General features: G+C 61.6%; 17 protein-coding genes. 16 read left to right on the top strand and 1 reads right to left on the bottom strand.

Annotated features, from left to right (window positions below; all coding sequences use genetic code 11):
• Positions 1–217 precede the first annotated feature (217 nt).
• From acs to A6M21_RS00255, 3 genes are all read left to right on the top strand, one after another.
• Complete coding sequence (acs, locus tag A6M21_RS00265) at positions 218–2,140, top strand: acetate--CoA ligase (protein ID WP_242868711.1); 1,923 nt, start codon at positions 218–220, stop codon at positions 2,138–2,140.
• Between the two features lie 279 nt (positions 2,141–2,419).
• On the top strand, positions 2,420–3,751 hold the full coding sequence (locus A6M21_RS00260; RefSeq protein ID WP_066665803.1) for a histidine kinase: 1,332 nt from the start codon (positions 2,420–2,422) through the stop codon (positions 3,749–3,751).
• Positions 3,723–4,514, top strand: coding sequence for a LytR/AlgR family response regulator transcription factor (locus tag A6M21_RS00255; protein WP_066665801.1), 792 nt, complete (start codon positions 3,723–3,725; stop codon positions 4,512–4,514). Before A6M21_RS00260 ends, A6M21_RS00255 begins: the two co-directional genes overlap by 29 nt.
• An 8-nt stretch (positions 4,515–4,522) precedes the next feature.
• On the opposite strand, the gene A6M21_RS00250 is transcribed toward A6M21_RS00255, so the two are convergent.
• On the bottom strand, positions 4,523–6,286 hold the full coding sequence (locus A6M21_RS00250; protein ID WP_066665958.1) for a methyl-accepting chemotaxis protein: 1,764 nt from the start codon (positions 6,284–6,286) through the stop codon (positions 4,523–4,525).
• Between the two features lie 439 nt (positions 6,287–6,725).
• On the opposite strand from A6M21_RS00250, the gene A6M21_RS00245 reads away from it, so the two are divergent.
• From A6M21_RS00245 to A6M21_RS00170, 13 genes are all read left to right on the top strand, one after another.
• On the top strand, positions 6,726–8,330 hold the full coding sequence (locus tag A6M21_RS00245; protein WP_066665952.1) for a bifunctional ADP-dependent NAD(P)H-hydrate dehydratase/NAD(P)H-hydrate epimerase: 1,605 nt from the start codon (positions 6,726–6,728) through the stop codon (positions 8,328–8,330).
• 136 nt (positions 8,331–8,466) lie between these two features.
• The gene (locus A6M21_RS00240; RefSeq protein ID WP_066665800.1) at positions 8,467–8,805 is read left to right on the top strand and encodes a P-II family nitrogen regulator; all 339 of its coding nucleotides are present in this window, start codon (positions 8,467–8,469) and stop codon (positions 8,803–8,805) included.
• A 316-nt stretch (positions 8,806–9,121) separates the two neighbouring features.
• Positions 9,122–10,435: an ammonium transporter gene (locus tag A6M21_RS00230; protein ID WP_066665797.1), complete on the top strand. Its 1,314-nt coding sequence runs from the start codon at positions 9,122–9,124 to the stop codon at positions 10,433–10,435.
• A gap of 669 nt (positions 10,436–11,104) precedes the next feature.
• Positions 11,105–12,505, top strand: a complete 1,401-nt coding sequence (locus tag A6M21_RS00220; RefSeq protein WP_066665794.1) for an ammonium transporter — start codon at positions 11,105–11,107, stop codon at positions 12,503–12,505.
• Between the two features lie 326 nt (positions 12,506–12,831).
• The gene (locus A6M21_RS00215) at positions 12,832–13,170 is read left to right on the top strand and encodes a P-II family nitrogen regulator (protein ID WP_066665950.1); all 339 of its coding nucleotides are present in this window, start codon (positions 12,832–12,834) and stop codon (positions 13,168–13,170) included.
• Between the two features lie 606 nt (positions 13,171–13,776).
• Positions 13,777–14,610 carry a nitrogenase iron protein gene (gene nifH / locus A6M21_RS00205; protein ID WP_066665790.1) on the top strand — a complete coding sequence of 278 codons (834 nt, stop codon included), beginning with the start codon at positions 13,777–13,779 and terminating at the stop codon, positions 14,608–14,610.
• Between the two features lie 172 nt (positions 14,611–14,782).
• Complete coding sequence (locus tag A6M21_RS00200) at positions 14,783–15,100, top strand: P-II family nitrogen regulator (protein WP_066665788.1); 318 nt, start codon at positions 14,783–14,785, stop codon at positions 15,098–15,100.
• A 13-nt stretch (positions 15,101–15,113) separates the two neighbouring features.
• The gene (locus tag A6M21_RS00195; protein WP_066665787.1) at positions 15,114–15,476 is read left to right on the top strand and encodes a P-II family nitrogen regulator; all 363 of its coding nucleotides are present in this window, start codon (positions 15,114–15,116) and stop codon (positions 15,474–15,476) included.
• A 402-nt stretch (positions 15,477–15,878) separates the two neighbouring features.
• Complete coding sequence (locus A6M21_RS00190; RefSeq protein WP_066665786.1) at positions 15,879–17,330, top strand: nitrogenase component I subunit alpha; 1,452 nt, start codon at positions 15,879–15,881, stop codon at positions 17,328–17,330.
• Complete coding sequence (locus tag A6M21_RS00185; protein WP_066665785.1) at positions 17,317–18,792, top strand: nitrogenase component 1; 1,476 nt, start codon at positions 17,317–17,319, stop codon at positions 18,790–18,792. The genes A6M21_RS00190 and A6M21_RS00185 overlap by 14 nt, the downstream gene beginning before the upstream one ends.
• A 202-nt stretch (positions 18,793–18,994) precedes the next feature.
• Positions 18,995–20,701, top strand: a complete 1,707-nt coding sequence (locus A6M21_RS00180) for a nitrogenase component 1 (protein ID WP_242868716.1) — start codon at positions 18,995–18,997, stop codon at positions 20,699–20,701.
• On the top strand, positions 20,694–21,527 hold the full coding sequence (locus A6M21_RS00175) for a radical SAM protein (protein ID WP_066665776.1): 834 nt from the start codon (positions 20,694–20,696) through the stop codon (positions 21,525–21,527). The genes A6M21_RS00180 and A6M21_RS00175 overlap by 8 nt, the downstream gene beginning before the upstream one ends.
• Positions 21,514–22,401 carry a beta/alpha barrel domain-containing protein gene (locus tag A6M21_RS00170; RefSeq protein ID WP_066665774.1) on the top strand — a complete coding sequence of 296 codons (888 nt, stop codon included), beginning with the start codon at positions 21,514–21,516 and terminating at the stop codon, positions 22,399–22,401. Before A6M21_RS00175 ends, A6M21_RS00170 begins: the two co-directional genes overlap by 14 nt.
• Positions 22,402–22,516: the final 115 nt, after the last annotated feature.

The following is a 22,516-nucleotide window of genomic DNA, read 5'->3' as shown; positions in this document are numbered from 1 at the left end:
CAGGCGACGACGCCTGCCCCTTTTATGTTCCGGAACCATTCACCTTAATCTTTAGACAGTTGAGGCGTTTATGGAACCGCTGGACTGAAAATTCTTAACCTTTCGCCGGGCGGTGTTGTATAATGCCGGTGAGAAGAATGTTTGAATCAAACGCGGGCAAACCGGGTTTTCCGGCTGCGTTACCGACCGGGAACCGGGGACGGGGAGGTTCTGTTTGGTGAAAACAAACCATGCTCAGGGAAAGTCGTTGAACGAAAGACAGACATTTCAGCCGTCACCGGAAACCTGCTCCGGCGCCGGGGTGAATGACAAAGCAATTTACCGGGAAGCCGCGGCGGACCGGGAAACTTTTTGGGCCGGGCAGGCCGGACAACTGGACTGGTTCAAGCCGTGGGAGCAGGTGCTGGATGAAAGCAACGCCCCCTTTTACCGCTGGTTCGCCGGCGGCAAGTTGAATGCTGCCTACAATTGTCTCGACCGCCATCTGAAAACGGAGCGCAAAACAAAAGCGGCTTTAATCTTTGAGGGTGAGCCGGGTGATCAGCGGGTGCTCACTTACCAGGAGCTGTACCGGGAAGTGACCAAATGCGCCAATGTATTGAAGAGCATGGGTGTGCGGCGGGGGGACCGGGTGGCCGTCTATCTGCCCATGATTCCCGAGTTGCCTGTGGTCATGCTGGCCTGCGCCCGGATCGGCGCCCCCCACAGTGTGGTTTTCAGCGGTTTCGGTCCCGGTTCCCTGTGCGACCGGATCAATGATTGCCGGGCCAAACTGGTGGTTACCGCCGACGGCGGCTGGCGGCGGGGCCGGATCACTCCCCTGAAGGACAACTGTGATGAAGCCCTGGCCGGCTGTCCTTCGGTGGAAAAGGTGCTGCTGGTCAGACGCACCGGGAAGGAGGTCAACTTTACGGCCGGCCGGGATTACTGGTATCATGATTTGATGGACGGGGCGCCCGCCGCTTGCCCCTGCGAGCAGATGGATGCGGGGGATGATTTGTTCATCCTTTATACCAGCGGGCCGGCCGGCAAGCCAAAAGGCATCGTGCATTCCACCGGCGGCTATCTGACGGGGGTCGCGGCCACCCACCGGATGGTCTTTGACTTAAGGGACGATGATGTTTTCTGGTGCACGGCGGATATCGGCTGGATCACCGGACACTCCTATGCCGTTTACGGACCGCTGGCCAACGGCTGCACCAGTGTGCTTTATGAAGGCGGTCCCGACTGGCCGCAGCCGGACCGGTTCTGGGCGCTGATTGAAAAATACGGTGTGAATATACTGTACACCGTTCCCACGGCCATCCGTTCATTTATGAAGTGGGGAACCGCCTGGCTGGAAAATTATGATCTGTCCTCCCTGCGCCTGCTCGGCAGCGTAGGTGAGCCGATCAACCCGGAAACCTGGCTCTGGTATCATCAACATGTGGGCGGGGGTCGCTGTCCGGTGGTGGATACCTGGTGGCAGACGGAAACCGGTATGATTTTAATCGCTCCCCTGCCCGGCGTCACGCCCCTGAAACCGGGGTCCGTCACTGTGCCCGTTCCCGGCGTGGAAGCGGCCGTGGTGGATAATGCCGGCAATCCCGTTCCGCCGTGCGGCGGCGGCTATCTGGTGTTAAAAACACCCTGGCCGGCCATGCTGAGCACCATTTACGGAGATCCGGACCGCTACGTGGCCCAGTACTGGAGCCGCTTCGAAAATGCCTACTTTACCGGCGACGGGGCCCGGTGGGATGAAGACGGATACTTCCAGGTGATGGGACGGGTGGACGACATCATCAACGTCGGCGGACACCGGTTGAGCACGGTGGAAATTGAAAGCGCTCTGGCGGAACACCGGACGGTGGCCGAGGCCGCCGTGATCGGCAAGTCCCACAAGCTGAAGGGGCAGGCGGTCAGCGCGTTCGTCACTTTGAAAGAAGGATTTACAGGTTCACCCGAGCTGGCCGCTGAACTGAAAACCCATGTGACCAGGAAGATCGGCGCCCTGGCCCGGCCGGAGGATATTTTCTTCACTCCGGAAATGCCCCGCACACGCAGCGGCAAAATCATGCGGCGCCTGTTGTGGGAAATGGCTGAAGGCCGGGTGGAAGCGGACCTGGACGGCCCTGTTGCGGCCGCCCGGCACGGGATCTAGCGCAGCGGGAACGGCCCGCCGTTTTTCCCACGTTCCCGTGCCGCCTTCCGGCGGGTCCGGACGGTCCCGTGTGCCGGCAAGACGGCGCCATAATTACCGCCGCTTGGCCGCTGTACACTGGTGAATGACAGGCGGCAATGCCTGTGTCTTTATACGGCACCACCTTTTGGTGGTGTCTTTTTTTTGGACAGTGAAGGAATAACTGACCGCTTGTCGAATAGCTATATTGAATGTGGAATAAAATTTAGAATTTTCAGGCCCGTACCGGGGGTGGTTCAAATGCGGAAAAAGCTTGTTGCCGGCGTAATCGCCCGCTGGCTGCCCATCAACCTGCTGGCGGCCGTCTTTGTCCTGTTGCGGGATCCGGCCGCCTGGATGCTCGCGGTGGCCATGCTTGGCGTCAATGCGGTGGCCGCTTACCTGGTCAGCGACTATCTTTACAAGCAGAAAATGTTTTTTTTAAAAACAGAAAAACATCCCCTGGACTCCACCCTGCAGATTGCCAGTCAGACACTGCCTTACCTGCGCCGGGGCTTGAATGAGACGACGGCGGCCAAAACGGCTGAAATCATTCAGCGGCTGGCCGATGTGGCGGCGGTGGCTGTCACCGACCGGGAAAAAGTGCTGGCCTACATCGGAGCCGGTTCCGACCACCACCTGCCGGGCCGGCCGATTATGACGGAAGCAACCCGGGAGGCAATCAGCAGCGGCAAGTTGAATATTGTGGAGAACAGCTACCACCTGCACTGCCCCGTGCCCGGCTGTCCGCTGGAATCGGCGGTGATCGCCCCCTTGCGCTGCAAGGGCGAAGTGGTGGGTACGGTCAAACTGTACCGCGTCGAGCCCGGCCAGATTCCGCCGGATGTGGTCAGGCTGGCGGTGGGCGTCGCCCAGTTGCTGGGGATGCAGATGGAACTGGCGGAACTGGACCGGCAGGCGCAGTTGGTGACCAAGGCCGAACTGGACGCCCTGCACGCCCAGATCAACCCGCACTTTTTGTTTAATACGCTGAACACGATTATCATGTTCAGCCGTACCAATCCGGAAACAGCGCGGCGGTTGTTAATCCGTCTGGCCAGTTTTTTCCGCCTGACATTGAAGCGGCACGGTCATTTCAATACTTTAAAGGAAGAGATTGAATACCTGAATACCTACCTTATTTTGGAGAAAGCCCGCTTCCGCGAAAAGCTGCGCATTGTGCGTGAAATAGACGAGCATCTGCTCGACTATCAGGTGCCGGTGCTGACCATTCAGCCGCTGGTGGAAAACGCCATCAAACACGGCATTTTGCCCAAGCCCGGGCCGGGTACGGTGCAAATAACCGTTCAGCGGCTGGAGGAAGACATGTTGATTGTAATCCGGGACGACGGGGTGGGGATCAGCCCGGAACGGCTGCCCGAAGTGCTCAAGCCGGGCATCGGCTCCGGCAACGGTGTCGGGATGAGCAATGTGCACGAACGTTTGAAAAGCTTGTTTGGAGAGGAGTACGGACTGCGCATCGTCAGTGCGCCCAATGCCGGGACGTCCATTTATGTGCGCGTGCCGTTGATGTGCAAGTTGACAGAAAGAGAGGGGAGAACGGGTGAAACTGAAGGCACTGATCGTGGATGACGAATATCCGGCGCGCCAGGAACTGCGTTACGCTTTGAGTGAGTTTGACAATGTGGAGATTGTCGGTGAAGCGGCCAACGCCCAGGAGGCGCTGGCTCTGATCAAGGCGCTGGATTACCAGGTGATTTTTTTGGATATCTCGATGCCGGGCATGAACGGTCTGGAGTTGGGCGCGGCCATACAGGACCTGCCCCGTCAGCCCCAGGTGATTTTTGTCACCGCTTACGACGAATACGCCGTGCGTGCTTTTGAAGTAAATGCCGTTGACTACCTGCTCAAGCCGGTGGAGCATACCCGTTTAAAAAAAGCGATTGACAAGGTGGTGCGTATTACCCAGGAATCAATGGCCGCGTCGGAAGCCGCCGCCGCCGGTGAGGCGGATGCGCCGCACAACGGCTCCCAGGGCGCGCAGCCGGCCGGGCAGATCAAAATCGACCGCATTCCGGCCGAGAAGCAGGGCAAGACCGTACTGGTGGCCGAATCCGATATTATTTATGCTTTCACGGAGCAGGATTATATTTATGTGAAAACCTTCGCCGACAAGCTGTTTACCCGTTTCACACTGAAAGAGCTGGAGGCCAGGCTCAACCCGGCCGTCTTTTTCCGCACCCACCGCTGTTATCTGGTCAACCTGCACAAGGTGCGGGAAATCGTGCCCTTTTTCAACGGCACTTACAATCTGGTGGTGGAGGACAAGGAAAACAGCGAAGTGCCCGTCAGCCGGGCACAGGCGAAAAAGCTGCGCAAGATTTTGGGATTCTGACCGGCTAGTTACAGTTTGAATTTGCCTGCCAGCGTGTTCAAAGCGGCGGCCACTCCGGACAATGATTCGGCGGCCGCCGATACTTCTTCCATGGCGGCGGACTGCTCTTCGGCCGCCGCGCTGACATTTTCCACCCCGGTGGTGATTTCCGCGGCCGCCGTGGCCACCTCCCGGATCTGCCGGTCAAGATCGCGAATCAAGGCGATGATTTGTTCAAAGGAACGCCCCGCTTCCTGCACCACCCGGTTGCCCTCGGCTACCACCCGGTCGCCCGCGGCCATTGCTTCCACGGCCTGGCCGGTTTCCTGCTGCATGCTTCCCAGCAGTCCTTGAATTTCCCGTGCCGCCCGGGCCGATTGCTCGGCCAGATTGCGTACTTCCTCGGCCACCACGGCGAAGCCCCGTCCGTGTTCCCCGGCCCGGGCGGCCTCAATAGCCGCGTTCAAAGCCAGCAGGTTGGTCTGATCGGCGATGCCGGTAATCAGCTCCACCATGCGGGTGACTTCTTGCGATTTGGCGTTCAGACTGGCGATGATCCGGGCGCTGTTCCGGGCTGCCGCGGTAATCTGCTGCATCTGTCCGTTGACCATGTTCACCGCTTCCGCCCCCTTGTCCGCATGGCCGGTGGCGGTTTCCGCCAGGGTGGCCACCCGGTTGACGCTGTCGGTCACCTGTTCCACCGAGGCGGCCACCTGGCTCATCGTGGCCGCTGTTTCACCGGCTCCGGCGGCCGTTTCCTGGGCGGTGGAGGTGAGCTGTTCAGACGCCGAGGAGACGGTTTGCGCTTTCCCGGCCAGTTCCCGGACCAGGTATTTCAGACTGGCCGTCATCTGGTTGAATGAAATGGCCAGGCGGCCCACTTCATCCCGGGTGCGGACGACAATTTCCCGTCCGCTCAGGTCGCCGGCGGCAATGCGCGAAACAGCCTGCTCGAGCCGGACCAGCGGGCCGGCAATCACACGGGAGGCGTAGAGTGCAATGGCAATGCCGGCCACCAGTGCCAGGCCGATTAAAATGAGCACAATGGTAATGGCGGTCTGCACCTGCCGGTTGTTTTCCGCGATTCCTTCATTAAGCAGTTCCTGTTCGAAGTCAACCAGCGACTGGCCTTTAACCAGCACATCGGTAACGGTGCCCCGGCTGGCGTTGATATATTGCAGGAGCAGCCCGGTTTGATTATGATTCTTCAAAGAAACCGCATTTTTGGCGTAAGTTTCAAAATTGCCGAAGGAATTCTGCCAGAGGGTCAGCAGCTGGCGTTCGGCATCAGTGTTGATATGCTGGCCGATATCCGCCAGGGCTTTTTGGGTGCCGGACTCTTCCTGCCGGTAGCGGTCCAGGTAGGTTTGGTTGCCGGTGAGCACATAGCCGCGCAGGTCCAGCGCCGCCCGCGAGCAGGTGATCATGGCTCCTTTGGTGTCGCTGATCATGGCCGCTTTATGTTGCACCAGCCCGGTGTAAGAACGGTTGATGGCGTAAAGTTGGGTCAGGGCGAGCAGCCCCACGGCCGTCAACAACAGCAGCACCAGGCCGAAGCCGCCCAGCATTTTGGTCCGGATGCTCAGGCCTGTTTTATTAATCTTCTGATAATGCGGGCATTGGCGGCAGTGGTTGATTTTATCCGTGTATGAACCCTGGTTTTCTCCCCGGCAGCGGGTACCGGTGACCAGCCAGCACTCCCGGCCCCGTCCCTCCGTATAGGCCGGGCATGATTCCTTTCTATCCGGCGGGCATTTCAGATTATACCAGCAGTTCTCCTTCGATGACTTCACGTTCACATACCCCCGCTCAAGAACTTAAAAAATTTTCTGTCTCATTTAACATTAAATCGGCATTTTTAAGGAAATCTTAACCGTCCGGGATAAAGCTGCCGGCGGTATAATATTTTTCTATTCCGGTTTAGACTATAAAAGGGATATGCTGGCATTTGCAATAACTGCGTTTGCAGTTGAGCGCCAGGTATTGATTGAAATATCCGGCCGTGTTTACATACCTCCCTTCCCGGCGGGTGAAGCGCACGCCGGAGCCGTTCCGGATCCGGCCAGTAATAAACGCATGGCGGCAAAGCGGGCGGACGGCGGATGTCCGGTTGGAGCGCCGCCGGGACGGTTTGGGGGTCCGGGGGCGCACAGGCAGGTTTTTTATGGTGTAATGAAGAATGCTAACCGGATGGGATTTTTTGCGTGGAATTGGCAGCGGGGAGGGAAAATTATGCGGGTGGTTACAGCGGTCCAGATGCGTGAACTGGACCGGGCGGCCATGGATGAGTACGGCGTGCCCGGACTGGTCCTGATGGAAAACGCCGGCCTGGCAGTGGTGCGGGTGCTCCGGGAAATGCTGGGGGGTTTTGCCGACCGGCGTGTGGCCGTATTTGCCGGCAAGGGGAACAACGGCGGCGACGGACTGGTGGTGGCCAGGCACCTGTTCAACGCCGGGGCGGAGGTCAAATTGCTGTTGCTGGCCCGGCCGGAGGAAATAAGCGGTGATGCCGGGGTGAACCTGGCCATCTGGCAGAAAATGGACCAGCCGGTGTACACAGTGGGCAGCGGGGAGGACTTGAACGCCGTACGCCTGTTTCTGGTGGGCGCCGACGCGGTGGTGGACGCCATTTTCGGCACCGGCTTCCGGGGCGCGGCACGGGAACCGGCGGCCGGGGTGATCGAAACAATCAACGGCGGCGGCCGTCCGGTGGTGGCGGTGGACATCCCGTCCGGACTGGAGGCCGATACCGGCCAGGTACACGGCCCGTGCGTGCGTGCTGCCCACACGGTCACTTTCGCCCTGCCCAAACTGGGCCTGGTGCAGGAACCCGGACGCAGCCACGCCGGCGTGCTGCATGTGGCGGACATTTCCATTCCTTCTTTCTTATTGGAAACAGGTGTGCCGGGGAGGTACCTGATCACCGCCGGCATGGTGCGCGGTTGGCTGCCCGCCCGCCCGGCCTGGGCGCACAAGGGCGACTGCGGCCGGGTGCTGGTGGTGGCCGGTTCCCGCGGGATGGCCGGAGCGGCCTGCCTGACCGCACTGGGTGCGGCCCGGGCCGGCGCCGGACTGACCACTCTGGCCGTGCCGGCCGGGATTCAGGATGTGGTGGCAGGAAAACTGACGGAAATGCTCACCGCCGGACTGCCCCAGACCGGCGAGGGTACGCTGGCCCGGGATTCCCGGCGCGAAATTATGACCCGCCTGGAAAATGCCGGCGCGCTGGCCCTGGGACCGGGCCTTTCCCGGCACCTGGAGACGGTGGCCCTGGTGCGGGAACTGCTGCCGGCGCTGCGTCTGCCCGCGGTAATCGATGCCGACGGCCTGAACGCCCTGGTCGGCGATACCGGCCTGCTCGGCCGGGTGCGCGCGCCGCTGGTGCTCACCCCGCATCCCGGGGAAATGGCCCGTCTGACCGGCCGGACAACGGCCGAAATCCAGGCCGGCCGGTTGAAAGCGGCCGAGGAGGCGGCCGCCGCCTTTGGGAAGGTGGTCCTGTTAAAGGGCGCGGCTACTTTGATCGCTTCCCCCGGCGGCTTTACCTACATCAATCCGACCGGCAACCCGGGTATGGCCACCGGGGGCAGCGGGGACGTGCTCACCGGGGTGATTGCCGCCCTGCTGGCCCAGGGGCTGGACGCCGCCCGGGCGGCTGCGGCCGGAGCCTTCCTGCACGGCCTGGCCGGTGATCTGGCGGCGCGCAAAAAGGGAATGTACGGCCTGCTGGCCGGTGACATCGTGGAGCAACTGCCGGCGGCCATCGCCCGGGTGCAGGCCGGGCAAGAGGAAACCGGCGACCTGTCCGCTGAAAAACATATTGTCAGGGATGAATAAACTGATTATAATAAATTAAGCGTTGAAGCTTGTGATACAAGGGCTGTATCAACCGGGCCGATGAAGTCCCGAAGCCGCGGCACGGCTTTGGGTTTTTCTTTGCCGGGAAGCAGCGCAGCCAGGGAGGATTGTGCCGGTGAAAAAAATCGAAGCCGTCATCCGGCCGGCAAAACTGGAAGAGGTAAAGGAAGCCCTGGGCCGTTTCGGCATTCACGGCATGACGGTGAGCCAGGTTTTGGGCTGCGGTTTGCAGCGCGGACGGGTCAGTGTTTACCGGGGGCATGAATACAGCATCAACCTGCTACCGAAAGTAAAAGTGGAGATTGTAATCAAGGACGCCTGGGTGGACGACGTGGTGCGGATTATTGCCGAAACCGCCCGTACCGGCGAAATCGGGGACGGCAAGATTTTCATCTACCCGGTGGAAAGCGCCCACCGCATCCGTACCGGCGAGGCGGGCGACGACGCCATTTAAGCCGGATGAGCATGGCCGGTTTGTGCAGGCGACGGCGCCATCCGGGCGGGAGCAACGGGCCTGCAACTGATGCGGCGCGACGGAGTACCATTGAGCATGTCGACAACCGGCAGCGCCGGGTGAACCGGCCGTAACAAGGGTAAAATGGCCCGGACCGGCGGAAGGCCGGCGGCGGCATCATCCGCGTGGGATAAAAAAATAGTTTTCCGGTGCCGGAAAATAAAAGGCAAAGACGCCTTGGGAGATGGTCTGCCATCCCCCGGGACGTCTTTGCCTTTTTTAATAATTTTTATTAAAAGTTAAGGGGGATTGGGATATGGGTATCAATGCAGCGGAACTGGCCGCGGGCATCAACACGGTGTGGGTGCTCCTGTGTGCCGCGCTGGTGTTTTTCATGGAGGCCGGTTTTGCTTTTCTGGAAGCCGGTTTCATCCGGGCCAAGAACTCCATGAACATTGTGATGAAGGTTTTCACCGACTGCACGGTGGGCATGCTCAGTTACTGGGCGCTGGGCTTTGCCGTCATGTACGGCCTGGACCGGGCCGGCCTGTTCGGGGGCAGCGGCTTTTTCCTGAACGGCAGCTTCGCCCACCTGCATCTGGGCATTCCTCTATACGCCTACTGGCTGTTTCAGGCCGCCTTTGCCGTGGCCATGGCTTCCATTGTTTCCGGCGCAGTGGCCGAGCGTATGAAGTTCGCCCCCTACCTGGTTTTCACCGCTCTGGCCGCCGGGCTGATCTACCCCCTGGCCGGGCACTGGGTCTGGGGCGGCGGCTGGCTGGGCAAACTGGGCATGCTGGACTTCGCCGGTTCGGCGGTGGTGCACGCCGTAGGGGGCTGGAGCGCCCTGGCGGCCGTGCTGGTGCTGGGCGCCCGGGAGGGTAAATACAACCGGGACGGCTCGGTGAACGTGCTGCCCGCCCACAACATGCACCTGGCCTTTTTGGGCACATTCATCCTCTGGTTCGGCTGGTTCGGTTTCAATCCCGGCAGTTCACTGTCCGGGCTTGACCTGAACATCGCCCGCATCGCCCTGACCACCAACCTGGCCGCGGCCACCGGCGGCACGATGGGCATGCTTTGCACCAAGCTCAAATACGGCAAGGTCGACCCCAGTATGGCCATGAACGGCGCTCTGGCCGGCCTGGTGGCGATCACCGCCGGTTGCGCCTATGTCTCCCCGCCGGCCGCCGTAATCACCGGCGCGGTGGCCGGTGTGCTGGTGGTGCTGGCGGTGGGCTTTTTCGACCGCATTCACGCCGACGACCCGGTGGGCGCCATTGCCGTGCACGGCGTGAACGGCACCTGGGGCGCGCTGGCGGTGGGGCTGTTTGCCGAAAAAGGCGGCCTGTTTTACGGGGGCGGCTGGCACCTGCTGGGCGTACAGGCGCTGGGCGTGCTGTCCGTCTCCCTGCTGGCCTTCGCCGCCACCGGGGGCATTTTCTACGTGCTGAAAAAGACCGTCGGCATCCGGGTTTCCGCCCATGAAGAACTGGAAGGGCTGGACATCAACGAGCACGGCATTCCGGCCTATGCCGGCCTGGTAGCCGGTCCGCTGGGTGAAATAGATGTGGAGGAGTTCTCCGACAGCTACGTTCCGGAAGTGCTGCCCCGGGCGGCGGGGCGGTAGCGATCCGGCTGTAAAAAATGCGGCTGCATTTTAAAAATAGGTATTGACAGCGGCACTGTTCCGGCGTATATTATTGTTATCGGCGATACAAGGTTGTATCGGAATTGGCGATGACGCCTTTTGACGGTGGTTTAACGGCAAAAGGCGTTTTTGTTTTTCAACCGGCAATCCAAAGGCGGACCGCGGGCAAAGGCGCTTTCCGGGAAGGGTTCACCCTTTTCCGGAAGGCGCCTTTTTGATTTTGCAGGCGGCGTGGCGCTTACCGGAAAACATCCGCCGTATGGCGGGTGGGCCGGGGAAGGGGCTGCCGCGGCGGCGGGATGTATGTATAGAAAGAACAAGCAAGGGTGCTTCCACCGGAGCAAAGGCGCTCCACAATGGAACGCCCTTTTATTGTTTTTTGCGGCGGCGTCCGGACATGAATTGGCGCCATTCAGACCGGACGATGAGATAAACCGCCCGGGCCGTAATTCCGGCCGGGACCGGCGACAGGATTGCGTCGAAGTTTGCTTTCAGCACCACGGTCAACAGCAGCAGAACATACACACCAGTGTGCGGTTAACAAGCGCTTTGACGCGACTGCCGTGACCGGCGCCCGGAAAGCGGCCGGGGAAAAAAGAGGCATCATTCATTTGTGTCAAGTGAATTCAGTATGAGGAGGTAAAGAAAATGAAGAGACGGCTGGCATTCTCCCTCTACCTGCTGCCGCTGGTCCTGCTGGCCGCACCGGGCCTGGCCTGGGCCGGTGAGGCCAAAGTGGACTCCGGCGACACATCTTTCGTCCTGATTTCCACGGCGCTGGTCATGATCATGACCCTGCCCGGCGTGGCCTTGTTTTACGGCGGCATGGTGCGGCGCAAGAACACTCTTTCCACCATCATGCAAAGCCTGTTTATCATGGCTCTGATCTCGGTTCAGTGGGTGCTCTGGGGTTACAGCATCGCCTTCGGCCCGGACAAGGCGCACCTGTTCGGCAGCCTGGCCTGGCTGGGACTGAACGGGGTGGGCCAGACGCCCAACGCGGATTATGCGGCCACCATTCCAGCCCAGGCGTTCATGGCCTTCCAGATGATGTTCGCGGTGATTACACCGGCTTTGATTACCGGCTCCATTGCCGAGCGCATGCGCTTCCCCGCTTTCGTGGCTTTCACCCTGCTCTGGGCGACCTTCGTTTACGACCCGCTGGCCCACTGGGTGTGGGGTATGGGCGGCTGGTTGCGCAACCTGGGCGCGCTGGACTTCGCCGGCGGTACGGTGGTGCATATTTCGTCCGGTATTTCCGGCCTGGTGGCGGCGCTGATGCTCGGACGGCGCAAAGGATACGGCACCGAACCGATGGTGCCGCACAACCTGCCCTTTACCGTGCTTGGTGCGGCGCTGCTCTGGTTCGGCTGGTTCGGCTTCAACGCCGGCAGCGCTCTGGCGGCCAACGGCCTGGCGGCGAGCGCCTTTGTAGCGACCAACACCGCCGCCGCGGCAGCCGCCCTCTCCTGGGTGTGCGCCGAGTGGCTGCATCACGGCAAGCCCACCGTGCTGGGCGGCGCCAGCGGCCTGGTGGCCGGCCTGGTGGCGATCACCCCCGCTTCCGGTTTCGTCGGACCGATGCCGGCGGTGCTCATCGGCCTGGCGGCCGGCGTGGTCTGCTACCTGGCGGTGAGCGTGGTCAAATCCCGGCTGGGTTATGACGATTCCCTGGACGCTTTCGGCGTGCACGGTATTGGCGGCACACTGGGCGCGCTGGCCACCGGCCTGTTCGCCTCCAGGCTGGTCAACCCGGCCGGCGCGGACGGTTTGTTTTTCGGCAACCCGCATCAATTCTTGATTCAGTTGATTGGCGTGCTTTCCAGCTGGGTCTTTGCCGCCGCGGCCACCTTTGTCATCCTGAAAGTGGTCGGCCTGTTCTTCAAGCTGCGTGCAGACGAAGACGAGGAAGTGCAGGGTCTGGACTTCACCCAGCACGGTGAGGAAGCCTACTCCGACATGGTTCTGGGCGCCCCGCTGGGCACCATGAGCGGCATGACGGCCGCCGCGCCGGCGGTGAAAGTGAGCGCGAAGGGCGCCAACGCCTAAAGATTCCGTTTAGCCGGAGTACGGAACAACCGGTAGGCCGCATCCAACAGATCGCGGGAGGCAAAGCCTTAAAGCGCTTTTGCTTGAAAGTCGACGTGCGGCGGAAACTGCTGTGGTTTCCCGAAAGACCGCATCATGCGCCGGTCAAGCGCCGTTCTCCCGTCCGGGTGGGACTCCCGGGGCCGAGGCCGCCCTGTCGTATGTCCGCTTTCGCAAGACGCGGACAAATCAAATCCGAAAGGAGCAAAAGCCTGGTCATGGGGGTGGCCGGCTGCACAAAAACCAGCATTGTTAGGTATTGTGAGCTTCTGGAACCAGGTGCTGTGATGACCAAGATTGAATGTATCCTGCGTCCGGGCAAGCTGGAGGACGTCAAGGACGCTTTGGGCAAATTCGGCGTGCACGGCATGACCGTGTCCCAGGTAATCGGCTGCGGGTTGCAAAAAGGGCGCACCGAGGTTTACCGGGGCACGGAATACAGCATCAACCTGCTGCCCAAAATCAAAGTGGAAATCGTGATCGCGGACCGGCTGGTGGATGAAGTGGTCAAACTGATCACCACCGCCGCCCGCACGGGCGAAATCGGCGACGGCAAGATCTTTATCTGCCCGGTGGAAAACGCCGTGCGCATCCGCACCGGCGAGACTGGCGAAAGTGCGATTTAAAAACATCTTTGACTTAATGGTTGCCTGGCATGGCCGCCGGTGCAGCGGCAACGGAAAGTGCAGCGTACTGATGAAAGCGGCGTAATAATTCACCGGCGGCCGGGTTGGGCACTGTTCAGCGCCATTCCGGTGTGCTCTGCTCCCGCCGGCGCCAGGCGGCTGGAGCGGCCCGCCATGATAATTTTAAAAAACCGACACTGTGGTTAAAAAGCAGGCATCGGCGCCTCGGTCAAGGAAGCTCTCTCCCTCCTTAACCCCGGGGCGCCTTTCCTTTTTAATTGAATACGGCATTGACGCCATTTCTTTGATTGGTCACGTTGTTGTTGCAAACAGGGCGATGCCGCCCCGTCCGGAAGGGAAAAACACCTTTCCGGTGCGGGGTTTTTTATTGCCGTATTGCAAAACGGTGAATGCTTTTGCCCCCGGCCCGCCGGCCGGTGTAACAAGGTCGCAGCCGGATGGGGAAGACATAGCCGGGCATGGCAAATGCAAGCTCTGCACATGCCACTGCGGACGGCGGCATGGTTTTAATAAGCTTTTATCGCCGGACCGCGGCATTGGAGCGGCGGGGGCGGCAGGAGCAAATTTAAATGGAGGTGCGTGCTAATGACCAGGAAAATTGCCATTTACGGCAAAGGCGGTATCGGCAAGTCCACCACCACCCAGAATACGGCGGCGGCGTTGAGCCACTTTTATGGACAGAAAGTAATGATTCACGGCTGCGACCCGAAAGCGGACGCCACCCGGCTCATCCTGGGGGGCAAGATGCAGGTGACCGTGCTGGACACCCTGCGGGAGCACGGGGAGTCCGCCGTTACCCTGGACCGGGTCTGCCAGACCGGTTTCGGCGGCATCCGCTGCGTGGAGTCGGGCGGTCCCGAGCCGGGCGTGGGCTGCGCCGGCCGGGGAGTGATCACGGCCATCAATCTGATGGAGGAACTGGGCGGCTACACCCCCGAACTGGACATGATTTTCTTTGACGTGCTGGGTGACGTGGTCTGCGGCGGATTCGCCATGCCGGTGCGGGAAGGCAAGGCGCAGGAAATATACATCGTCGCCTCGGGCGAGATGATGGCTCTTTATGCGGCCAACAACATCAGCCGGGGCATGGTCAAATACGCCGAACAGAGCGGCGTGCGTATGGGCGGCATCATCTGTAACAGCCGCAACGTGGACGGGGAACGGGAACTGCTGGAGGAATTCTGCGCCCGGTTGGGCACCCGGCTACTTATGTTCATTCCGCGGGACAACATTGTGCAGAAGGCCGAGTTCAACCGGCAGACGGTGACCGAGTTTGATCCCGCTTCCACCCAGGCCGGCGCCTACAAGGAGTTGGCCAAAAGACTGATGGAGACCACGGCTGACGAACTGGCCATCCCGCAGCCGATGAGTATGGACGAACTGGAAAACCTGGTGGTCAAATACGGCCTGCTGGACTGATTGTCAGCACATCTGATCCGGTACCTCATGCGGCTGTTTGCAGGCAAATGAAAGCAGCACGTCAATCGAAAAAGGCGGTGGATGTATACCGGTGCGTTGGATCGGCCATGCACCGAAACCATCTTAACGGCTTTTTTCAGGTTATATTTTCAGGTTGAAGGAGGTTTCGCCCATGAAAATGATCCGGGCCATCGTGCGCCCCGAAAAAAGCGAGGAAGTGGCCGACGCCCTGGCGGAGGCCGGGTTCGTCGCCCTGACCAAGCTGGATGTGGCCGGCCGGGGCAAGCAGAAGGGCATTCAACTGGGCACGGTTTACTATGATGAACTGCCCAAGGTGATGTTCCTGCTGGTGACTGACGATGACAAAGTGGCGAAGGCGGTGGAGATTGTGACCAAAGCGGCCAATACCGGCAATTTCGGGGACGGCAAGATTTTCGTCACCCCGGTGGATGAAGCATACACCGTGCGCACAGACAGCGCCGGGCTCTAGGAGGTGCGTGCCGGTGAAGGAAATATACGCCATCATCCGTCCCAACAAGATCAGCGCCACCAAAGAAGCCCTGGCCGTGCTCGGTTTCCCCGGCCTGACCGCAGTCAAGGTGGTTGGCCGGGGCAAGCAAAAGGGCATCCTGGGGGAGGTTTCCTTTTCCTTTGATCCGGGCCTGCTCCGGCAGGAAGGCCGTATGAAATATGTGCCCAAGCGACTGCTCTACCTGGTGGTGGACGACGCCGACGTACCCCTGGTGACGGCGGCGCTGATCAAGATCAACCGCACCGGCCGAATCGGCGACGGACGCATCTTCGTCTGCCCGGTGGAGGAAGTGATCCGGGTGCGTACCGGCGAACGGGGCAAAGAGGCGATTTGAGAATACCTTCCGGAAGCCGGTCCTCTTCCGGAAGCCGGTGACGCCGGTCGCCTTCCACCGACTGGTGACGACGGTCCCCGCTCACTCCATTGCTTCGCGCCGACAGCGCCGCGGCTCGCTCCGGACCGGACAGGCGGCGCTGCAAAGGCGGCGTAATATTTTTTTAAAACGGTTGCTTTTAGGGCTTCTATTGCTGCTTGATTACCGTATAGTGATTTATTTGTATGCCGCTGGTTTCGCGCCGCCGTCCGGTTACCCGGAGCAGCGCCGGGCGCTGTTACCGGCGCTGCGCAAGTCGTTCGCTCAGGACCGGCGTCACCGGCGGCACCGTGATCAGTCCGGACGCGGCCCAAAAGCCGGTTCGTACGGGATAATTCGACTTGACAAAGGGGGAATGCCGCCATGCCGATGGTCAAAATGAAATGCGACGAGTCTATCCCCGAGCGGGATAAACATATTTACCAAACCGAAGCGGACAAATCGATCATCCCCAGCTGCAACATCGCCACCCTGCCCGGGGATATGACCGAGCGCGGCTGCGCCTTTGCCGGCGCGCGGGGGGTGATCGGCGGCCCCATCTCCGATATCATCGCCATGGTGCACGCCCCCGTGGGCTGCGCCTGGTACACCTGGGGCACCCGGCGTCACCTGTCCGATCTGTACCCCTGGGCGCTGCCCGGCCGGCTGGCCAATGCGGCTTTCAACCGCCGTTATTGCGTGGTTACGGACATGCAGGAAAAGGACGTGGTCTTCGGTGGGATGAAAAAGCTAGAAAAATCCTGTTTGGAGGCGATCCGGCTTTTTCCGGAAGCTAAAGGCCTGATTATCTTCACCACCTGCACCACCGGTCTGATTGGCGACGATGTGCAGGCGGTGGCGCGGCAGATCGAGCAGAAAACCGGCCTTTTGACCTTCACCGCCGAATCGCCGGGCTGTTCCGGGGTCAGCCAGTCCAAGGGGCACCATGACTTCAACACCCAGTTTTACCGCCAGGTGCATGCCCTGCGGGAGCGCCGGCCGGAGTTGAAGATGCGCGGGGAGGAAAAGACCCCTTACGATGTCTGCTTGATTGGCGACTACAATATGGACTGGGATTTGAAAGTGGTCAAACCGCTCTTTGAAAAGATCGGCGTGCGCATTGTGGCTGTTTTCAGCGGCAACGAGCGCATCGAAAACCTGGTCAAAATGCCCGATGTCAGGCTGAATGTGGTGCACTGCCAGCGCTCGGCCGAATACATCGCGGAAATGGAGCAGGACGGCTATGCAATACCCTTCATCCGCTGCTCCCTGTACGGCATTCACCAGACCAGCAAAGCGCTGCGTGAAACGGCGGCCTTCTTCGGCCTGCAGGAGCGGGCGGAACAGGTGATTGCTGAAGAACTGGCCCGGGTGGAAAAAAGCCTGGCTTTCTACCGGGAGAAGCTGCAGGGCAAACGGGTGGCCATTTACGTCGGCGGCCCCCGGGTCTGGCACTGGATCAAGCTGATGGAGGAATTAGGCATGACGGTGGTGGCCGGCGCCTGCACCTTCGCCCATGCAGACGACTATGCAAAGATCAACGCCCGCGCGCAGGCCGGCATGCTGGTCATTGACGCGCCCAACGAATTCGAAATTGAGGAAATGCTGCTCGAGACAAAGCCTGATCTTTTCCTGACCGGTTTGAAGGAAAAATATCTCGGGCGCAAGATGGGCATACCCACGGTCAACTCCCATTCTTACGAAAAAGGACCCTATGCCGGGTTTGCCGGCATGATCAACTTCGCCCGGGATCTTTACCAGGGCATCTACGCCCCGGTCTGGCGGTTCCAGTGGGGCATCAACACGGTGAGGGGGGAAGAAAATGCGGTTGAATGAAATTCCGGTGGAAGGCATTCCCTACGATCAGCTGAAAATCGAAAAGATTCCCTGCGCCCCGGCTTATGCGGAGCGGGCGCCGGAACTGGTGTCGGCCGGCTCGCGCACAGTAGTGGTCAACCCTAACCGCACCTGCATGCCCCTGGGGGCCATGTGGGCCGTGCTGGGGGTGCACGGGGCGATCCCTTTCGTGCAGGGCGCCCAGGGCTGCGCCACCTATGTGCGCTATACCTTTTGCCGGGTGTTCAAGGAGCCGGCCACCATCGCCACCGCCTCGTTCCATGAGGACGCGGCTGTTTTCGGCGGCCGGCGCAACCTGGTGGAAGGGCTGCGCAACCTGGTGGTGCGCTACCATCCGGAAGTGATCGGGGTGGTGACCACCTGTTCGAGCGAGATTATCGGAGACGACATGGTCAGTTTCATCAAGCTGGCCCGGGCGCAGTTACGTCAGGAGATCGGCCCGGAACAGGCGGACCGTATTGAGATTGTGCTGGTGAACACGCCCAGCTTCGCCGGTTCCCACCTGGAGGGCTACGACCGGGCCTCGCGCGCCTTTGTGGAGAACATGGCCACGGTGAGAGACAAACCGAACGGCAAGGTGAACATCATTCCCGGTTTGCTCTATCCGGGCGATATCCGGGAGATCAAGCACCTGCTGCGGCACATGGGCGTGGAGGGGATTGTGCTTTTCGACATCTCGGACCCGCTGGACGCGCCCTTGCGGCCGCCGCAGAAGTTTCCCTATGAACCGCCGGGGGGGACGCCGGCGGAACAGATCCGGGACATGGCCAACTCGCTGGCCACTTTCGCCCTGCTGCCGCACGCCGGCCAGGCCGGGGCGCGCTACCTGGAGCGCAAATACGGCGTGCGTGCCGTGGTTGGTCCGCCGCCGGTGGGTGTGCAGGGAACGGATCAGTTCCTGCGCACATTGAGCGCAGTGACCGGGCAACCGGTGCCGGAAAGCCTGCTGGACGAACGGGGCCGGCTGATTGATTCCCTGGCCGACACCTTTCACCACACCATGATGAAGAAAGTGGCCGTCATGGGCGATCCGGACGTGGTGCTGGGCGTGACCCGGTTTGCCCTGGAAATGGGCCTGGAGCCGGTGGCCCTGGCCGGCGGCACGGCCAGCAAAACTTTCACCCGCGATATGTCTGTCATCTTGAAAGAAGCCGGGTTCACCGGCGATCCGCTGCTCTTGAACGGCGGCGACCTGTTTGAATTTGAGGAATATCTGAAAAAACTGCCCCGGCTGGATTTGATTATCGGCAACTCCAAAGCCGTGGACATCGCCAAAGAGCTGCAGGTGCCGCTGGTCCGGACGGGCTTTCCCGTTTACGACCGTTTCGGCTACCAGAAGCGCGCCGTCGTAGGCTACCGGGGTGGGGAAATCTTGTTGACGGAAATTGTGAACAGCATTCTCGGCTACCAGTATCCGGACGACCGGACACACCAGCTGTAGGGAGCCGTTGTGTGTACACAGGTTCTTCTTTGGGGACGGGCCGGCCGGTGGGAAATCCGGTTCCCGCGGCGCCCGGCCGGCCCGGCTCCATTTTTATAAAATTGCGCCGGCAGGGCGGGCGGGACGGACGAGGGCCGGAAGACCGGCCGGTGTGTGCCGCCGGCCCGCGCCACCATTAACAAGGGGGTGATCCGCTGTGGAAATGCCGGTTGAAGTGATGCCGGAACGCGCCGGACATCTAATGGTGAAAGGAGCCGGCTGCGGCGGCGACGGGCTGCCCCGGTGCGAACAGGCCACCCTGCCGGGGGTGGTTTCGCAGCGCGCCTGCGCCCTTTACGGAGCGCGCTGGATGCTGGCCGCCGTCAAGGACGTGCTCCACCTGATGCACGGACCGGTTGGCTGTGCCTGGAACGCCGTCACAGTGCGGCGCAAGAGCTACCCCGTCGCCGCCACCTGTCTGGAGGAACAGGACATTATTTTCGGCGGCGGGGAGAAGCTGCGCCGGTGCATCGGCGAGGCCGTCCGGTTGCACCCGGGGGCCAAAGGGGTGCTGGTTTACGTTACCTGCGCCGCCGGTTTGATCGGCGAGGATGTGGAAGCGGTCTGCGGGGAGGCCTCGGCTGAGCTGAAGCTGCCCGTGGCGCCGGTGCTCTGCCCCGGTTTCTGCGGCGTCGGCCAGGGTGACGGGCATGACGCGGCCGCCGCCGCCCTGCTGGAATATTTTATCGACCGGGGCGAACCCGGTCCGGTGCTGGCAAACAGCGTCAACATCCTGGGCGAGTTCGACATCCGGGGTGATCTGCAAGAAATTGAAAAACTGCTCGGCCGGCTGGGCTTAAAAATCATCTGCGCCGTGTCCGGCCGGGCGTCAGTGGAAAATCTGTCCCGCGCCCGCCGGGCCGCGCTGAACATCGTTCACTGCCGGCGCACCGGCCGGATGATGGCGGAGGCCATGGAAAAGCGCTACGGCATCCCGCAATTGAAGGTTTCTTTTTTCGGGCTGGCCGAAACGGCGGCAGCCCTGCAGGCACTGGGCCGCTTCTTTCACCGGGACGGGGTGGAAAAATGGGTGCGGGAGGAGGCGACGGCGGCGCGGCAAAAGGCGGCCCCCTACCTGAAAAGCCTGGCCGGCAAGCGGGTGGCCCTGTTTTTCGGCGCTTCGCGCATGGGCTCGATGGCCCGGGTCTTTCAGGAACTGGGGATGGAGTTGATTATGAACGGCTCGCAGTTCGGCTGCCGGGAGGATTACCGGGAGGCCGGACGGCGCCTGAAGCGCGGCGCCCTGCTGGTGGACGACGCGCATGAGCTTGAGCTGGCTGAATTTCTGCGCCGCCGCCGGCCGCACCTGCTGGTGGGCGGCACGCGCGAAAAATTCATGGCGCACAAGCTGGGCGTGCCTTTTCTGGTTTTTCCGCAGGAGACCAGCCCCTATGCCGGGTTCGACGGCCTTGTCCACCTGGCCCGGGAAATGGCCGCCCTGCTCGACGCACCGGTATGGCGGCTGGCACGTCCGTCCGGGGAAAGCCCGGCGGTACGGCCGGTGTGGCCGGAAGAGATCAAGGTGGCCGTGGCCTCCCGGGAGGGTATGTATGTTGATCAGCATTTCGGCCGTGCCGGAAAGTTTCTGATCTTCACTCTGAACGGCCGCAAAGTGAGGCAGATTGAGGTCCGGGAGAGCAACGGAGGCGCTGCGGATTGCCGGGAAAAGACGGCCAAAGCCTCCATGGAGCAAAAAATGGCCTTACTGGCGGACTGCCGGGCGGTGGTCTGCCTGGCCGCCGGGCATTGCGCCCGGGAACTGGCGGCAGGGAAAGGTTTGTTGATTATGGAAACGGACGCCGCCGTGCCCGGTGCGCTGGATGATTGCGTGAGAATGCTGGCGAGCGAGGAGGTTGCCGAAAATGAATGAAATTAATCAACTGGTGGGGGAGCATCCCTGCTTTCATAAAGCGGCTGCGCACTGGTTCGGCCGGCTGCACCTGCCGGTGGCCCCGGACTGCAATATCAAGTGCCACTACTGCACCAGGCTGTACGACTGCGCCAATGAGAACCGCCCCGGTGTGACCAGCCGGCTGATGTCGCCCAAAGAGGCGCTGCAGCATGTGCGCCGCTCGCTGGCGAAGGAGCCGCGCATCAGGGTAATCGGGATCGCCGGTCCCGGCGATCCCCTGGCCAACCGGGCCACGCTGGTCACCCTGCGCCTGGTGCACGCGCATTTTCCGGATTTGATCAAATGCCTGAGCACCAACGGCCTGCTGCTGCCGGAAAACCTGCCGGCATTGAAGAGTGCCGGCGTGCGGGCGGTGACGGTGACTGTGAACGCCGTGTCGCCGGCGGTGGGCGCCCGCATTTACGGGCATGTCTTTTACCGGGGCCGGGTGTACCGGGGCGCCGCCGGGGCGGAACTGCTCTGGCGGGCGCAGTACGCCGGCATCCGCCTGGCTGCTGCAATGGGTCTGGCGGTGAAGGTGAACAGCGTGCTCATCCCCGGCGTCAACGACGGCCACCTGCTTCAGGTGGCCCGGTCGGTGCGGGCGGCCGGCGCGCATTTGATGAATGTGATTCCGCTGATCCCCCGGGGCGCCTTTGCCGCCCTGCAGCCCCCGCCGCCCGGTCAGGTGGCCCGCATCCGGCAAAAGCTGGCACCCGTGATCGCGCAGATGACCCATTGCCGGCGCTGCCGCGCCGACGCGGCCGGCATGCTACTGGAGGGCGGGACCGATGCGGCATTTTAGCATTTTGGACACCACCCTGCGGGATGGCGAGCAGGCGCCGGGGGTGGCCTTCACCGGCCGGGAAAAAGTGGCCATCGCCCGCCTGCTGGACCGGCTGGGGGTGGACCAGATCGAAGCCGGCACGCCGGCGATGGGCGAACTGGAACAGCAGGCCGTCCGCGCCATAGCCGGCCTCGGCCTGCGCTGCCGGGTGAGCACCTGGAACCGCCTGCTGGTGACGGATATACAGGCCTCCCTGGCCTGCGGGGTGAGGGACATCCACATCTCCGGCCCGGTGTCCGATTTGCAGATCCGCAGCAAGCTGGGTAAAAACCGCCGCTGGGTGCTGGCGCGCCTGGAAGGCGCGCTGCGCTTCGCGGCGGCGTACGGCTGCCGGGTGGCGGTGGGCGCCGAGGATGCTTCCCGGGCGGACTACAACTTTCTTTTGGAGTACGCCCGGCTGGCCCGGCAGATGGGTGTGCGCCGCCTGCGCTATGCCGATACGGTGGGCGTTTTGGATCCGCTGACCACCTTTGAGCGCATCAGCCGTCTCAAAGCGGCACTGGGGGACATGGAGATCGAATTCCACGGCCACAACGACTTCGGTCTGGCGCTGGCCAACACCGTGGCCGCATTGAAGGCGGGCGCCGCCTGTGTGGACGCCACTGTCGGCGGGCTGGGGGAGAGGGCGGGGAACGCTTCCCTGGAGGAATTGCTGCGGGCGTTGCAGGGGTTGTATGGCGTCAGGACGGGGCTGCAAACCGCCCTGCTCCCCCGCCTGACCCGTTATGTGGCCCGGGCCGCCGGGCGGCCGCTGCCGGGGTCCGGTAAAAGCGGTGGAGGGTTCTTCCGGCGGGGTGGTGACAGTGCAACAGCGGGAAATATCTGCAGGTAACGGACCAGGGGGTTGTCCGTCAGCCGGGAAAACCGGCTGGAACTTACGCCACGGGCGGTTGAAATCATCCGGGTTACTTAGATGATTATGTATAAAAATGAAAGCAGGGCAGAGT

This window comes from Desulfotomaculum copahuensis (assembly GCF_001655685.1).
Classification (GTDB): domain Bacteria; phylum Bacillota; class Desulfotomaculia; order Desulfotomaculales; family Desulfovirgulaceae; genus Desulfotomaculum_G; species Desulfotomaculum_G copahuensis.
The sequence above is the reverse complement of the archived record's forward strand: the minus strand, read 5'-3'. Positions and strand labels throughout refer to the sequence as shown.

Coding starts and splice junctions, on each gene's coding strand:
- A6M21_RS00200 (WP_066665788.1), top strand. CDS start 14,783: ATGAAAATGATCCGGGCCATCGTGCGCCCCGAAAAAAGCGAGGAAGTG.
- nifH (WP_066665790.1), top strand. CDS start 13,777: ATGACCAGGAAAATTGCCATTTACGGCAAAGGCGGTATCGGCAAGTCC.
- A6M21_RS00245 (WP_066665952.1), top strand. CDS start 6,726: ATGCGGGTGGTTACAGCGGTCCAGATGCGTGAACTGGACCGGGCGGCC.
- A6M21_RS00180 (WP_242868716.1), top strand. CDS start 18,995: ATGCCGGTTGAAGTGATGCCGGAACGCGCCGGACATCTAATGGTGAAA.
- A6M21_RS00190 (WP_066665786.1), top strand. CDS start 15,879: ATGCCGATGGTCAAAATGAAATGCGACGAGTCTATCCCCGAGCGGGAT.
- A6M21_RS00260 (WP_066665803.1), top strand. CDS start 2,420: ATGCGGAAAAAGCTTGTTGCCGGCGTAATCGCCCGCTGGCTGCCCATC.
- A6M21_RS00175 (WP_066665776.1), top strand. CDS start 20,694: ATGAATGAAATTAATCAACTGGTGGGGGAGCATCCCTGCTTTCATAAA.
- A6M21_RS00215 (WP_066665950.1), top strand. CDS start 12,832: ATGACCAAGATTGAATGTATCCTGCGTCCGGGCAAGCTGGAGGACGTC.
- A6M21_RS00185 (WP_066665785.1), top strand. CDS start 17,317: ATGCGGTTGAATGAAATTCCGGTGGAAGGCATTCCCTACGATCAGCTG.
- A6M21_RS00220 (WP_066665794.1), top strand. CDS start 11,105: ATGAAGAGACGGCTGGCATTCTCCCTCTACCTGCTGCCGCTGGTCCTG.
- A6M21_RS00170 (WP_066665774.1), top strand. CDS start 21,514: ATGCGGCATTTTAGCATTTTGGACACCACCCTGCGGGATGGCGAGCAG.
- A6M21_RS00230 (WP_066665797.1), top strand. CDS start 9,122: ATGGGTATCAATGCAGCGGAACTGGCCGCGGGCATCAACACGGTGTGG.